Source organism: Streptomyces sp. NRRL S-244 (assembly GCF_000717915.1).
Taxonomy (GTDB): Bacteria; Actinomycetota; Actinomycetes; order Streptomycetales; family Streptomycetaceae; genus Streptomyces.
Map to the genome: position 1 here is coordinate 350,069 of NZ_JOCX01000003.1, position 12,906 is coordinate 362,974.

Here is a 12,906-nt window from a genome sequence, read left to right on the forward strand (position 1 = left end):
CGTGGAGCACGTAGAGGCGGCGCCGAGGAAACCGCGCCGGCGCCGCCGCGTACGTCAGGCCAGCGGGGCCTTGGCGCGCAGCACCTTCAGGAACTCCCGCATCCAGGCGGAGTGGTCGGGCCAGGCGCGCGCCGAGACCAGGGTGCCGTCGACCACGGCCTCGGAGTCCTCGTACGCGGCCCCGGCGGCCTTCATGTCGGGTTCCAGCGCCGGGTACGCCGTCACCCGGCGGCCGTTCAGCCCGCCGCTCGCGGCCGTGATCAGCGGGCCGTGGCAGATCTGGGCGACCGGCTTGTCGGAGCCGGTGAAGGCGGCCAGGATCCGCCGCACCTCGGGGTCGTTGCGCAGGTACTCGGGCGCCCGGCCGCCCGGGACGACCACGGCCGCGTACTCCTCCGGCACCACGTCGGCGAACGCCACATCGGCGGGCCAGGTGTAGCCGGGCTTCTCGGTGTAGGTGTCGAAGCCCTCCTCGAAGTCGTGCACCACGAACCGCAGTTTCTTGACCGCCGGCGCCGCGATGTGCACCTCGTACCCCTCCTCGCGCAGGCGCTGGTACGGGTAGAGGACCTCCAGCGACTCCGCCGCGTCGCCGGTCACGATGAGGATCTTCACTGCCATGGGCTGCTCCCGGTAGGGGGTGTTGACGGTGTGCACCGTCCGCGCGGCCCCGGTCGGGGCCACCGCCACCGTGCCCGCGGCGGAGCGATCTGCCAAGGGGCCCTCGCCCGTTCGGCCCAGTGGCCGCGAGGGGCAGAATCCGGCCTTCCGACACATGGATTTAATCTGTAGGGCACATGACAATGTGAGCCTCGGCTCTGCCACCTGATGCCCCGCCAACTGCCTTGGCGGGGGCGGTGCCTGCGAAGAGGTATCCCCCACATCATGAAATCCTCCCCACGCGCCCCCTGGGTCGCCGGGCTCGCCGTCGCGGCCCTGGCCCTCATTCCGGCCACCGCGTCGGCCGGCTCCCAGCGCACGGCGGCTCCCCACGCCGACGCTGCCGCCGCCGACGCGGCCACCACCACCGCCTCCGTGGACGCGTACTACGCGGCCGCCGAGGGCAAGACCGGAGCCGCGCTGAAGACCGCGCTCCACAACATCATCAAGACCCAGTCCAAGGTGACCTACGAAGGCGTGTGGAACGCGCTGAAGGTGACCGACCAGGACCCGGCGAACCCGAACAACGTCATCCTCGTCTACTCCGGCCGCTCCCAGTCCAAGTCCACCAACGGCGGCGGCGTCAACGACTGGAACCGCGAGCACGTCTGGGCCAAGAGCCACGGCGACTTCGGCACGTCCACCGGTCCGGGCACGGACCTGCACCACCTGCGCCCCGAGGACGTCACGGTCAACAGCACCCGCGGCAACAAGGACTTCGACATGGGCGGCAGCCCGGTCGCCGAGGCCCCCGGCAGCTTCACCGACTCCGACTCCTTCGAGCCGCGCGACGCGGTCAAGGGCGACGTCGCGCGCATGCTGCTCTACATGGCCGTGCGCTACGACGGCGGCGACGGCTTCGCGGACCTGGAAGTCAACGACAAGGTCAACAACGGCAGCGCCCCCGCCATCGGCCGGATCAGCGTGCTCAAGCAGTGGAACCAGCAGGACCCGCCGGACGCCTTCGAGCAGCGCCGCAACCAGGTCATATTCGACACGTTCCAGCACAACCGGAACCCGTTCATCGACCACCCGGAGTGGGTCAACTCCATCTGGTGACCCTCCCCCGGCAGCCAGGGGACGGCCCGCGAGGGTTGGGCCGCCCCTGGTCGGGTATGCGCAGGCCAGAGGCTGTGGTGCGCGCCGCCCGGTGACGCCGGCCGATGGAGGTCGTCATGGACGGAGCCGGACTGTCCGACCACGAACGGCGCGCCCTCTCGGCGATCGAGGCCGATCTCGAGGCGGACCGCTCTCTCCAGCGGATCCTGCGCTCCGCGCACACCCGTCCGCGGCACCGCACCGCGGCCGCCTGTCTCCTCGGTGCGGTGACCGTGGCCCTGCTGGTGGCGGCGTCGATCACGGTGTCGCTCCCCCTGATCTGGGGATTCGCCGCGGCCTGGACCCTGACCGTGGTCCTGGCCCTGCCGCTGTTCGGCCAGTGGGTCCGCCGCCGCTGGCAGCGCAGGGAGCACGCCGAGCGGCCCTAGGGGCCCCATCGGCCGTGGCGGCCGCTCCTCCGCTCCCCTACTGCTCGCCGAGCAGCATCCACTTCTCCTGGTCCGCCAGGGGCTCGAAGCCGACCTCGGCGTAGACGCCGTGCGCGTCGGCCGTGGCGAGCATCACCCGGCGCAGCCCGTACGGGGCCAGGTGGTCGCGGATCGCGGCCACGAGGCCGGTCCCCAGCCGCTTGCCGCGTGCGGCGCGGTCGATGTACACGTCGCACAGCCAGGCGAAGGTGGCCCGGTCGGTCACGACGCGGGCGTAGCCGAGCTGGGCTCCCGAGGCCGCGTCGTAGACGCCGAAGTTCAGGGACTCCGCCATGGCCCGGTCCTGCTTCTCCCGGCTCCGGCCGAGGGCCCAGTACGCGTCCTGCGACAGCCAGCGGTGGATCAGCTCGGCGTCGAGGCGGGCGGGGTCGGTGGACAACTCGTAGCCGTCCGGCAGCTCACTGTTCATCCCGGCATCCAAGCAATGCGGACGGCGTCCGGCCAGCGAATATCCGGGGCGGTGCGGGACACGCCCTCCGCAGGTCAGCCCGGCGGCTGGAGCCGGTCGGCGAGCGCCTTGAACTCGGTCCAGGCGGGCTGCGGCGGGCGGGCGTCCCAGACCTTCTGGGCCAGCGCCGCGAGCGGCAGCCGTATCCCCTCGGCGACCTGGGCCTGGGTCTGGGCGCCGGCCAGGTCGGACCACACGGCCAGCCGGGCGCCGAGCACCTGCGCCGCGTACCGGTCGGGCACCGGGGTCGTGCCGCGCAGGACCAGCGGGGTCCACTGCTCGTAGATCCGCTTGCCGGTGGGATAGGTGAACTGGTTCGGCTGGCCGAGCACGTAGTAGAGGTACTCGTCGTTGAGGTTGACCAGCTTGCGGCCCTCCCGCAGGTACTCCAGCGGCGGCCGGGCCCCGATCTCCTTGCCCGTCCAGTACTCGACCTGGATGTCCTTGGCCGCCTGGACCACGCCTCCGGCGAAGAAGCCGTCGTTCCACGCCTTGGGCACCTTGCCCGCCGGACGCACCACGTCCGCACGGTCGTCGAGCCAGCCCTCGGCCAGGTCCTGGATGCGCGCCTTGGGTCCGTACTTCTGCTGGGCCGCCCGCGCGAGCTGCGGGAAGGAGGCCTGCGGGTCGCGGTAGACCAGCGCCTGGTACTCGTCGGCGCCCAGGTGCCAGAACCCGCCCGGGAACAACGGCAGGTACTCGCGGAGCAGTTCGTCGATCAGCTTGGCCGCGGCCGGATCGGATATGTCCACGGCGCCCTTCACGGCCCGCCCCTGTACGTCGCGCAGCTGGAGGGCGGGGTGGGCGCGCAGCACGGCGCCGAGGTGGCCGGGCGAGTCGAGCTCGGGGACGACCGTGATGTGCAGACGGGCGGCGAGGGCGGTGATCTGCCGGACCTGGGCCTTGGTGAGGTGGGGCGTGGAGACGATCTCGGGATGGGTGTCGGACTGGATCCGGAACGCCTGGTCGTCGGAGAAGTGCAGGCCGAGCTGGTTGAGTTTGAGGTCGGCCATGCGGCGCAGCTCGTCCTCGATCCAGCCGACGGCGAAGTTCTTGCGGGCGATGTCGAGGTTGAGGCCGCGCTGGGGCTTGGCGGGGGCGTCGCGCACGGTGCCCTCGGGGGCCGAACCGGCGGATTTCACCGCCTGTTTGAGGGTGCGCGTGCCGTAGAAGACCCCGGCCTCGTCGGGGCCGGTGACCCGGACGCGGCCGTTCTGGACGGTGAGCGTGTAGGACTCGGGCGGTCCGGAGTTCTTTGCGCCGAGGGCCAGTTCCACGTCGCCGGGGCGCGGGTCGGCGCTCTCGGCGAAGCCCATGCGCAGTTCGCCGGCGAGCAGCTTGCCCTCGTCGGCGAGTGCGGCCGCGTTCACCGGCGGTACGACGACCCGCGCGGCGGCGGCCGGCTTCCAGCCGGGGCCGCGGGCCGGGATGTGCTCCCGTACGGCCGGAATGGTGCGCGGGGCCGTGGACAGCGCGTACGACGGGGTCGGCGAGGGCGGCGGGGGCGTCGGCGCGGCGACCGTGGTGACGGGGGCGGCGGAGCCGGTGGTGCTGGCGTCCCCGGGGCCGCGGCCCTCGTCGGAGGCGGCCGTGCACCCCGGCACGGCGAGGGAGGCCAGCGCGGCGACGACCGCCGTCGCGATGACGTGGCTCCGCCTGACCTGCCTGACCTGCCTGGACGACCTGACCTGCCTGGACTCTCGCATCATGCACCCCTGTCCCCCGTACCAACGTGGCACGGAGGACCGGGGCGCGCGACCCGGAGGCCGGGGCGGGAGGGTCAGACGAGCGCGGCGAGGGCAGCCGCTGCGAAGCCGTGGTCCTGGTCGGGGGCGCCGCCGCCCACGCCGATGGCGCCGATGAGGCGGCCGTCGCGGTGGACCGGCAGCCCGCCCGCGATGAACAGCAGCGGCCGGTCGAGGGCGGTGGGCAGGGTGTGGAAGGGCCCGCCGGGCTGGACGGCGTCGACGAGGTCGGCGGTCGGGGCGTCGAGCTGGAGGGCGGTGAAGGCCTTGCGGGTGCTGGTCTCGCCGGAGATCAGCACGGCCCGGTCGTCGCGGCGGAAGGCGAGCAGGTGCCCTCCGGCGTCGAGGACGCTGACGCTGACCGTGACCCCTGCCCGCTCGGCGGCGGTGCGGGCCGCCGAGAGGAGCAGTTCGGCGTCCTCGGTGGTCAGCGGGGCGACGGCGGTACGGGCGGGGGTGGTGGTGCCGGACATGCGGGTTCTCCTGAATCGTGGTGCGGGGGATCTCGTACGAGGGCTGCCGTAGGGGGGTGGCGTACCGGGGGGGTCGTACGCGGGCTCGTGGATCAGTGGTGGACGGGCACGGGGGCGGCGGCCGGGGCTGCGGCCGCGGCGACCCGGCCGCCGGCGCCCGGGCGGGCGGCCGTACGCCGCTCCAGCGCGCCGGAGACGAGGGCGAGGACCAGGGCGGAGGCGGCGAGCGCGGCGCCGACCCAGTTCGGGGCGGTCCAGCCGAGCCCGGCGGCGATGACGAGGCCGCCCAGCCAGGCGGCGAGCGCGTTGCCGAGGTTGAAGGCGCCGATGTTGACGGCGGATGCCAGGGTGGGGGCGCCGGCGGCCTGGTCGAGGACCCGCTTCTGCAACGGCGGCACGGTCGCGAAGCCCAGCGCGCCGATCAGCACGATCGTGGCGGCGGCGGCGATCTTGTGGTGGGCGGTGAAGGTGAACACGGCCAGGACGACGGCCAGGGCGCCCAGGGACACGTACAGCATCGGCATCAGCGCGCGGTCGGCGAACCGGCCTCCGATGAGGTTCCCGGCGACCATGCCGAGGCCGAAGAGGACGAGCAGCCAGGTGACGGAGGTGTCGGCGAAACCGGCGACGTTGGTCATCATCGGCGTGATGTAGGTGATCGCGGCGAAGACCCCGCCGAAGCCGAGGACGGTCATCGCCATCGCGAGCAGCACCTGGACGTTGCGGAAGGCGGCCAGCTCGTGGCGGATCCGCACGCCCTCGGGCCGGGGCAGCTCGGGGACCAGCCTGGCGATGCCGACCAGGCCGAGGACGCCGAGGGCGGCGACGATCAGGAACGTGACGCGCCAGCCGAGGGTCTGGCCGACGAGGGTGCCGAGCGGGACGCCGACGACGTTGGCGACGGTCAGGCCGGTGAACATCATGGCGATCGCGCCGGCCTTCTTCTCGGGGGCGACCAGCCCGGCGGCGACCACCGAGCCGATGCCGAAGAAGGCACCGTGGGCGAGGGAGGCGACGACGCGCCCGGCGAGCATGACGCCGAAGGCGGGGGCGAGCGCCGAGAGCACGTTGCCCGCGATGAACAGGCCCATGAGCAGCATCAGCATGCGCTTGCGGGGGACGCGGGTGCCGAGGACGGTCATGAGCGGGGCGCCGAGGACGACGCCGAGGGCGTATCCGGTGACCAGGAAGCCGGCGGTGGGGATCGAGCTGCCGTAGTCGGCGGCGACCTCGGGGAGCAGGCCCATGATCACGAATTCGGTGGTGCCGATCCCGAAGGCCCCGATGGCCAGGGCGAGGAGTGCGAGAGGCATGAGGGGGGTGCCCTTCAAGGGGGAGGTGGTGGTGCAGTCCGCGGCACTTGCCGTCGCCGCTTACGTGCGTCCACATTAATTGCAGACGCGGGATAATTGCAAACGCGGGCTATTGCGGTAGTGGCCTATCCTGGGAGGACACCCGTGGGAACACGGGGCACAGGACCACCGGACACGGGAACACCCGTCACGGGAACACCCGACACGGGAACACCGGAAGCGGTGTGAAGGAGCAGGGAGCAGCCATGACGGCCACCGACAGCGCACTCACCGGCCTCGCCCAGGGCTGGTGCGCCCTCTCCCTGCTGCACGGGCGGATCGAGGCGCACATCGAGCGGGCCCTGCAGGCCGGCCACGGGCTGAGCGTGCGCGAGTACTCGCTGCTGGACGTCCTGAGCCGCCAGCACAGCGGCCCGGGCGGGCACCTGCGGATGCACCAGGTGGCCGACTCGGTGGTGCTGAGCCAGAGCGCGACCACCCGGCTGGTCAGCCGGCTGGAGGACCGCGGGCTGCTGAACCGCTACATCTGCGACACCGACCGCCGGGGCATCTACACCGACGTGAGCGAGGCGGGCCTGGCCCTGCTGGCCGCCGCCCGGCCGACCAACGACACCGCGCTGCGCGAGGCGCTGGCCGAGGCCGGCCGCAACCCCGAACTCGCCCCGCTGGTCGCGGCGGTGGAGAACACCCGCGCCTGACCCGCGAGCAGGGCCTACCCCTTGGACGGTCCCGCGCTCGGGGGCGGCGAGGACCGCGACGGGGTGGACGACGGGGTGGCGGACGAGAACGGGGACCTCGACGGCGGGGCGGCGGAATGCGCGCCCGACGGGGTCGGCGTCGGCCCCGGCGGCTGCGGCGAGCGGGTCCCGGGGGCCGTGGAGGGCGTCGGGGACGACGGCACCACGGACGGGTGCGGACTGCCCGTTCCCGTACGGGAGTCCGGGGTCGGCCCGGGTCCGGTGATCTCGGGCGGCGAAGCCGGCGGCACCGGCCGGGCCGGGGAGGTGTCCGGGCCCAGCACGAGGTACCCGGCCACGGCGGCGGCAGCCGCGGCCAGCCCCGCCAGCGGCAGCGCGAACCGGCGCAGGCCCAGCCGCAGCCGCGCGGCGGGCAGCCGCCGGACGTGCAGGGCCGGCGGCTGCGCCGGGCGCAGCTCGCGGACGGTGATCCCGGCCGCGCGGGCGTCGAGGGCCTGGCGCAGCCTGCGTTCGACGGGGCGTTCGCCGTGCGTCATATCCGTCCCTCCAGAATCCGTTCCAGCGCGTCCAGGGCGCGGCTCGCGTTCGACTTCACCGCGCCCCGGCTGATTCCGAGGGTGGTCGCTATCTCCGCCTCGCTGAGTTCGGCCCAGTAGCGCAGTACGAGGACCTGCCGGCGGCGCGGGGTCAGCCGGCCGAGTGCGTCGAGGACCTCGCGGTGTGCCTCGTCGAGGACGACGTGGTCCTCGGCGGACGGGATGTCGGCCGCCGCGGGCGGGGTCCACGCGCGGGCCGTGCGGCGGCGGCGCAGCACGGACCGGGAGGTGTTGACGACGGCGGTGCGCAGGTACCCGAGCGCGTTGTCGACCTCGCTGACCTGCTCCCCGTGGCGCCGGTACAGGGCCGTGAAGGCGTCCTGGACCACGTCCTCGGCGGTGGCGAGGTCGTCGACGAGCAGCACCGCCAGCCGGACCATGCGCAGCCGGTGCGCGTGGTAGAGCTCGGTGACGGTGGGCTGCGGCGCGTCGGTGCGCGGGCCGTCGTCGTACGCGGCCCCCGCCCCGTACGCGGCCCCCTGACCGTAGGCGTGCCCGTACGGATGGGCGGGCGGCGGCGGGGTGGCGCGCTCGCGGCGCAGCACCGACGGCCACAAGCCCCGCCACGACCACGAGCCCCGCCACGCCCGGCCGAAGCCGAGCGTGAGGGGGCGGGGGGAAGGTGCGGGTGGTACGAGGTGGAGCACTGGATTCCCGGGTTTCTGGGTGCCTAGCCGTTGGCGCGGCGCCGGACGGCGTAGAGGGTGCCGGCGCCGGCGGCGATGAGCACGGCGGCCCCGCCCCCGATGGCGGCGGTGGTGGCGGAGGAGCCGGTCTTCGCGAGCTCGTCACCGGCCGGCGAAGGAGACGCGCTGGGCGCCGCGCTCGGAGCGCCCGTGGGCTGGACGCTCGGCGCGGCCGTCGGCGGAACGCTGCGCGAGGGCGTGGGGTGGGCGCTCGGCGCCGCGGTCGGCGGAACGCTGCGCGAGGGGGTGGGCGTCGCGCTCGACGGAGCGCTGGGGACGGGCGACGGGGTGGCCGAGGCGCCCTGTGCGGCGAAGGCGGGCCCGGCGAGCGCGAGGACCGCCCCGGCGGCGGCAGCGGTGACGGCCGCCCGGCGGACGGTCGAGGGGACGCGCTTCAGGTTCATCACAGTGGTTCTCCACGGTCGGGTCACGGTCGGTGCAGGGCGCGGAATGCCGCCCTTCACCCCCGCACGACGCGCGACCCCCCGTGAGGTTGCCGCCGGTTCCGAAGTTTTTTCGGCTGGAAGAAATTTCTTCAGGCCGTGGGCAGCGGAATCCTGCGGACCACCTCGAAACTCAGGTTCCCGTACGAGGTGAAGAAGGCGGCGGCCGTGAGTTCGGTGGCGCCGCCCGGGTCGCGGGCCAGGACCTTGGCCCGGCGGGCCGTGCGGTCCAGCTCCGGGGCGTGCCGGCGGCCCAGCCGGACCGTACGCGTGACCCCGTCCGCCCGTACGTTCAGGAAGCAGTCCCAGGTGCCCGGCGGCAGCGGACCCCCGCCGGCCAGCGTGGCCAGGTCGAGCTCCGCCAGGAAGCCGGCCATCATCAGCTCCGGGTTCTGCTCGGTGAGCTCGGGCGCCGGCCGGGCCAGGAGGGGTACGAGGTGCTCGTCGCCCGTCTCCCGCGCCCGAAGCAGCAGTTCGCTCTCCATGCGGCCGGTCCCGAGCGACTGGATGTACGCGTGGCCGGTCAGCCGCACGCGGCCGCCCTGCCAGGTCAGCGACGCGAGCCGGTGCTGCGTCTTGAGCTTGTCGGTCACGTCGAAGAGCACGTCCGGCAGTCCCGCCGCCGGGTCGCGGAACAGCGGGTAGCAGCGGTACACGCGGCCGTTGTCGACGAGCTCCTGCGGCGCCGGCTCCAGGGCCGGGTCGTACTCCATCAGCTGCTCGAAGGCGGGCAGCGGGCCGCAGGCGAACGCGTACAGCCGGATCCAGTCGATCGGCGGCAGCTCGCCGCCCATGTCCGGCCGCCAGTACGTCTGCACCAGCGCCCGCGCCCGGTCGTACACCTCCCCGGTGAAGCCGGGGTTCTCCTGGCGGGCCTCCACGGCCGGCCGCAGTGCCGTGCGCAGCAGGCTGCGGAAGTGCCGGCCGAGCATCCGGCGCCGCCCCACCGGGTCCTGGACCCGCTCGGCCACCAGGGCCATGACGCGCTCGATGTGGGCCACCGTCTCGCCGGCCGTCCGGGGGCGCGCGGTGATGTTCTGGCCGTCGTCGCGGCGGCGCAGGAAGTAGCAGTCGTAGTCGCCGACGACCGATATCTTCCCGGCGGCCAGGAACACCTCCGTCACGAAGACCTGGTCCTCCCCGTACCAGAGGTCCTCCGGGTAGCGCAGGCGGGCGTCCTCGATGACCTGGCGGCGCATCAGCTTGGCCGAGTGCAGCGAGCGGTAGACCTCCGAGGTGTGGAGGGCGGCCTCCTCGGCGTGCCGGTGCGCCTTGTCCGACACCGTCCGGCCGAGCCCGACCTGCTTGGCGAGCACCACGTCGCTGCCCTGGGTCTCGGCCATGTCCAGGAGCCGCTCCAGCGCCTCGGGGCCGAGGTAGTCGTCGGCGTCGAGGACGAAGACGTACCGGCCGCGGGCCAGGTCGAGGGCCCGGTTGCGGGGGCCGCCGGGGCCGCCGGAGTTCGGCTGGTGCAGGACGCGGACCTGCGGGTACCGGGCGGCGTAGCGGTCCAGCTCGGCGCCGCTGCCGTCCGTGGAGCCGTCGTCGACCGCGATGACCTCCAGGCGCTCGGCCCCGAGGCTCTGGCCGAGCGCGGAGTCGAGGCACTCGTTCAGGTAGGGCATCGCGTTGTAGACGGCGATGATCACGGTGATGTCGGGGACGGACGCGTGGTGCATGCACCTGAGCATAAAGTTCCGCTTCGCCGGCTCCGGAGGGGGTGCCCTTCCGGCCGGATCAGACCGGACCGGGTTCAGCGGAGTCGGCGCAGGGCGCGGCCGAGCAGGGCGATGCCTTCCTCCAGTTCGCCCGGCGGGCCCGCCGCGTAGCCGAGGACCAGGCCGGGTGCGCCCGGTCGGATGCGGTGCCAGGACAGCGGGTGGGCCTTGACACCGAGGGCCAGGGCCTCGGCCGCGAGGGCGGTGTCCTCGAAGGCCGCGCCGTCGAAGGTGACCATCAGGTGCAGGCCGGCCGCAGCGCCGTGGACCCGGGCGCCCGCCAGGTGCTCGGTGATCGCCTGGAGCATGGTGTCCCGCCGGCGGCGGTGGCGGCGCCGGACGAAGCGCAGGTGGCGCTCCAGCTCGCCCGAGTCCATCAGCCGGGCCAGCACCAGCTGTGCGAGGACCGGATTGCCCAGGTCTGCGTAGCGCTTCGCGGCCACCACCGCTTCGCGCAGGCCGGGCGGGACCAGCAGCCAGCCGAGGCGCAGCGCGGGGGCGAGCAGTTTGGACACGCTTCCGGCGTAGCAGACGCCCTCGGGCAGCAGGGCGCGCAGCGCGGGGACGGGGGCGCGGTCGTAGCGGTGCTCGGCGTCGTAGTCGTCCTCGACGACCAGTCCCCCCGCCGCCGCCCAGCCGAGCAGCTCCCGGCGGCGCTCGCCGTCGAGCACGACCCCGGTCGGGAACTGGTGCGCCGGGGTGAGCAGCACCGCCGGGGCTCCGCTCGCCCGGAGGGCGGCGGTGTCCAGCCCGCCCTCGTCCACCGGTACCGGTACGGTCTCCAGCCGGCCGTACTCCAGCTGCTGCCGGGCCCCGAGCGAGCCGGGGTCCTCCACGGCGACCTTCCGTACGCCGCCCTCGCGCAGGACGTGGGCCACCAGGGCCAGCGCCTGGGCGACGCCGGCGACGATGACGACCTCGTCGGGGTCGGCGCGGATCCCGCGGTTGCGGGCGAGCCAGCCGGCGACCGCCGCCCGCAGCGCGGGCACGCCCTGCGGGTTCCCGTAGCCGAAGTCGGCGGGCGTGAGCGCGCCGAGCACGCTCCGCTCGGCCTGCAGCCAGGCGGTGCGCGGAAAGGCGGTGAGGTCGGGCACCCCCGGCGAGAGGTCGATCCGGCACGGCACGGCCCGCAGGGCATCGACGAGCGCCCCGGCCGCACCGGCCGCCGCCCCCGGCCCGAACGGCCCACCCGGCCCGAACGGCCCACCGGGCCCGGCCGGCCCGCCCGGCGCGTTCCGGCCGGCCGGCGCGGCAGGGGCGGTCGCGGCGGCCGGTGCGGCCGGCGGGGGGAGGGGGGCGGCGACCACCGTCGTGCCCGAGCGGCCGCGGCCCTGGACTTGACCGGCGTCCGCCAGGCGCTGGTACGCCTCGGTGACCAGGCCGCGGGAGACCCCGAGCTCCGCCGCGAGCACCCGGCTCGGCGGGAGGCGGCTGCCGACCGGCAGCGTGCCGTCGGCGATGGCCGCTCGGATGCGGGCCGTCAGCCACTGCGTGCGGCCACCCGGCGGCACCTCCCGCCGGTCCAGCTGGAGGAAATCCGAGCCGCCGGCGGGCTCGGCCGGTTTGGACCCCTTGGATCGATGCGGTTCGGCACTGCCCATGGGGCCAATGCTCGCAGAGGCTGGGTCGTATGAACACCTTCGCTCCCCTCGCCCCCGGCGCCCTCGGCATGGTGTTGGTCGGCAGCAGCGTCACCGTCTCGCGCTCCCTGGTCCACGCCCCGCTGTTCGCCACCCAGGCCGTCCGTTACGCGGCCGCCGCCCTCCTCCTGATCGCGTTCGCCCGGGCCGCCCGGGTGCCGGTCCTGCGTCCGCGCGGCCGGGAGTGGCTGTGGCTGGCCGGGATCGCGGCCACCGGGCTCGTGCTGTTCAACGTGGCCGTAGTGCGCGGGGTCGCGCACGCCGAACCGGCCGTCATCGCCGTCGCGGTGGCCTCCGTACCGGTCCTCCTCGGGGTGCTCGGCCCGCTGTTGGAGGGCCGCCGTCCCACCACTCGGATCCTGGTGGCGGCCGTCGTGGTCGTCGCCGGGGCCGTCCTCGTCGAGGGGACCGGCCGGACCGACGCCGCCGGAGTGGCCTGGGCCGCGCTGGCGCTGGCCTGCGAGGCCGCGTTCACCCTGCTCGCCGTACCCGTACTGAGGCGCCACGGACCGTGGGGGGTCTCCGTACACGCGGTATGGCTGGGGGCCGTGATGCTGGCGGCGCTGACGCTGCTCACCGAGCACCCCGCCGGTCTGCCGGCCCTCGGACCGGCCCAGTGGGCGGCCGCCGGGTACCTGGCCGTCATGGTGACCGCGGTGGCCTTCCTCCTCTGGTACCGCACGGTGGCCGCCGTCGGCGCCGGCCGGGCCGGGCTGCTGGCCGGGGTCGCGCCCCTCGCCGCGGCCGCCATCGGGGCGCTCTCCGGCGGCGGGATGCCCGGCCCGCCGGTCTGGCTCGGCCTGGTCGTGGTGGTCGCCGGGCTGGCGGCCGGACTCCGCGCCCCGGGCCGCGGGCCCGTACGGAAGGAGGCGCGGCCGCGCAAGGGCCGGGCGCCCGCGTCCCCTTGAGGGGGCCCGGCCCGGTGGATCACAATCCGCA

At 74.5% G+C, this 12,906-nt stretch carries 14 protein-coding genes; 4 read left to right on the forward strand and 10 right to left on the reverse strand.

Annotated elements, in window-relative coordinates; all coding sequences use genetic code 11:
• Window positions 1-54: 54 nt before the first annotated feature.
• Window positions 55-621, reverse strand: a complete 567-nt coding sequence (locus tag IF02_RS0105510) for a DJ-1/PfpI family protein (protein WP_030154109.1) — start codon at window positions 619-621, stop codon at window positions 55-57.
• Between the two features lie 264 nt (window positions 622-885).
• Between IF02_RS0105510 and IF02_RS0105515 the strand changes: the two genes are divergently transcribed.
• Window positions 886-1,719 (forward strand): endonuclease I family protein, encoded by an 834-nt coding sequence (locus tag IF02_RS0105515; RefSeq protein WP_030154110.1) that lies wholly within the window; start codon window positions 886-888, stop codon window positions 1,717-1,719.
• Between the two features lie 116 nt (window positions 1,720-1,835).
• Window positions 1,836-2,147, forward strand: a complete 312-nt coding sequence (locus IF02_RS0105520; protein ID WP_106977224.1) for a DUF3040 domain-containing protein — start codon at window positions 1,836-1,838, stop codon at window positions 2,145-2,147.
• 37 nt (window positions 2,148-2,184) lie between these two features.
• Here the strand turns inward: IF02_RS0105520 and IF02_RS0105525 are convergent, their stop codons facing one another.
• From IF02_RS0105525 to IF02_RS0105540, 4 genes are all read right to left on the reverse strand, one after another.
• Window positions 2,185-2,616: a GNAT family N-acetyltransferase gene (locus tag IF02_RS0105525; RefSeq protein WP_030154112.1), complete on the reverse strand. Its 432-nt coding sequence runs from the start codon at window positions 2,614-2,616 to the stop codon at window positions 2,185-2,187.
• Window positions 2,617-2,690: 74 nt separating this feature from the next.
• Window positions 2,691-4,364, reverse strand: coding sequence for a beta-N-acetylhexosaminidase (locus tag IF02_RS0105530; protein WP_051695820.1), 1,674 nt, complete (start codon window positions 4,362-4,364; stop codon window positions 2,691-2,693).
• A gap of 71 nt (window positions 4,365-4,435) precedes the next feature.
• Window positions 4,436-4,873 (reverse strand): GlcG/HbpS family heme-binding protein, encoded by a 438-nt coding sequence (locus IF02_RS0105535; RefSeq protein ID WP_030154114.1) that lies wholly within the window; start codon window positions 4,871-4,873, stop codon window positions 4,436-4,438.
• Between the two features lie 92 nt (window positions 4,874-4,965).
• Window positions 4,966-6,186 carry an MFS transporter gene (locus tag IF02_RS0105540; RefSeq protein WP_030154115.1) on the reverse strand — a complete coding sequence of 407 codons (1,221 nt, stop codon included), beginning with the start codon at window positions 6,184-6,186 and terminating at the stop codon, window positions 4,966-4,968.
• Window positions 6,187-6,431: 245 nt separating this feature from the next.
• On the opposite strand from IF02_RS0105540, the gene IF02_RS0105545 reads away from it, so the two are divergent.
• Window positions 6,432-6,884 carry a MarR family winged helix-turn-helix transcriptional regulator gene (locus IF02_RS0105545; protein ID WP_030154116.1) on the forward strand — a complete coding sequence of 151 codons (453 nt, stop codon included), beginning with the start codon at window positions 6,432-6,434 and terminating at the stop codon, window positions 6,882-6,884.
• Window positions 6,885-6,898: 14 nt separating this feature from the next.
• On the opposite strand, the gene IF02_RS32990 is transcribed toward IF02_RS0105545, so the two are convergent.
• The 5 genes from IF02_RS32990 to IF02_RS0105570 all read right to left on the reverse strand — a co-directional run bounded on the left by IF02_RS32990 (window position 6,899) and on the right by IF02_RS0105570 (window position 11,928).
• The gene (locus IF02_RS32990; protein WP_051695824.1) at window positions 6,899-7,420 is read right to left on the reverse strand and encodes a hypothetical protein; all 522 of its coding nucleotides are present in this window, start codon (window positions 7,418-7,420) and stop codon (window positions 6,899-6,901) included.
• Window positions 7,417-8,037 carry an RNA polymerase sigma factor gene (locus IF02_RS32190; protein ID WP_078621887.1) on the reverse strand — a complete coding sequence of 207 codons (621 nt, stop codon included), beginning with the start codon at window positions 8,035-8,037 and terminating at the stop codon, window positions 7,417-7,419. The genes IF02_RS32990 and IF02_RS32190 overlap by 4 nt, the downstream gene beginning before the upstream one ends.
• Before the next feature lie 113 nt (window positions 8,038-8,150).
• On the reverse strand, window positions 8,151-8,570 hold the full coding sequence (locus tag IF02_RS0105560; protein ID WP_030154119.1) for an LAETG motif-containing sortase-dependent surface protein: 420 nt from the start codon (window positions 8,568-8,570) through the stop codon (window positions 8,151-8,153).
• 131 nt (window positions 8,571-8,701) lie between these two features.
• Window positions 8,702-10,288: a glycosyltransferase family 2 protein gene (locus tag IF02_RS32195; protein WP_051695827.1), complete on the reverse strand. Its 1,587-nt coding sequence runs from the start codon at window positions 10,286-10,288 to the stop codon at window positions 8,702-8,704.
• Between the two features lie 74 nt (window positions 10,289-10,362).
• Window positions 10,363-11,928, reverse strand: a complete 1,566-nt coding sequence (locus tag IF02_RS0105570; RefSeq protein ID WP_030154121.1) for a PLP-dependent aminotransferase family protein — start codon at window positions 11,926-11,928, stop codon at window positions 10,363-10,365.
• 29 nt (window positions 11,929-11,957) lie between these two features.
• On the opposite strand from IF02_RS0105570, the gene IF02_RS0105575 reads away from it, so the two are divergent.
• Window positions 11,958-12,875 carry an EamA family transporter gene (locus IF02_RS0105575; RefSeq protein WP_030154122.1) on the forward strand — a complete coding sequence of 306 codons (918 nt, stop codon included), beginning with the start codon at window positions 11,958-11,960 and terminating at the stop codon, window positions 12,873-12,875.
• Window positions 12,876-12,906 lie beyond the last annotated feature (31 nt).

Coding starts and splice junctions, on each gene's coding strand:
- IF02_RS0105570 (WP_030154121.1), bottom strand. CDS start 11,928: ATGGGCAGTGCCGAACCGCATCGATCCAAGGGGTCCAAACCGGCCGAG.
- IF02_RS0105575 (WP_030154122.1), top strand. CDS start 11,958: ATGAACACCTTCGCTCCCCTCGCCCCCGGCGCCCTCGGCATGGTGTTG.
- IF02_RS0105520 (WP_106977224.1), top strand. CDS start 1,836: ATGGACGGAGCCGGACTGTCCGACCACGAACGGCGCGCCCTCTCGGCG.
- IF02_RS0105515 (WP_030154110.1), top strand. CDS start 886: ATGAAATCCTCCCCACGCGCCCCCTGGGTCGCCGGGCTCGCCGTCGCG.
- IF02_RS0105535 (WP_030154114.1), bottom strand. CDS start 4,873: ATGTCCGGCACCACCACCCCCGCCCGTACCGCCGTCGCCCCGCTGACC.
- IF02_RS0105545 (WP_030154116.1), top strand. CDS start 6,432: ATGACGGCCACCGACAGCGCACTCACCGGCCTCGCCCAGGGCTGGTGC.
- IF02_RS0105525 (WP_030154112.1), bottom strand. CDS start 2,616: ATGAACAGTGAGCTGCCGGACGGCTACGAGTTGTCCACCGACCCCGCC.
- IF02_RS32195 (WP_051695827.1), bottom strand. CDS start 10,288: ATGCACCACGCGTCCGTCCCCGACATCACCGTGATCATCGCCGTCTAC.
- IF02_RS0105530 (WP_051695820.1), bottom strand. CDS start 4,364: ATGATGCGAGAGTCCAGGCAGGTCAGGTCGTCCAGGCAGGTCAGGCAG.
- IF02_RS0105510 (WP_030154109.1), bottom strand. CDS start 621: ATGGCAGTGAAGATCCTCATCGTGACCGGCGACGCGGCGGAGTCGCTG.
- IF02_RS0105560 (WP_030154119.1), bottom strand. CDS start 8,570: ATGAACCTGAAGCGCGTCCCCTCGACCGTCCGCCGGGCGGCCGTCACC.
- IF02_RS0105540 (WP_030154115.1), bottom strand. CDS start 6,186: ATGCCTCTCGCACTCCTCGCCCTGGCCATCGGGGCCTTCGGGATCGGC.
- IF02_RS32990 (WP_051695824.1), bottom strand. CDS start 7,420: ATGACGCACGGCGAACGCCCCGTCGAACGCAGGCTGCGCCAGGCCCTC.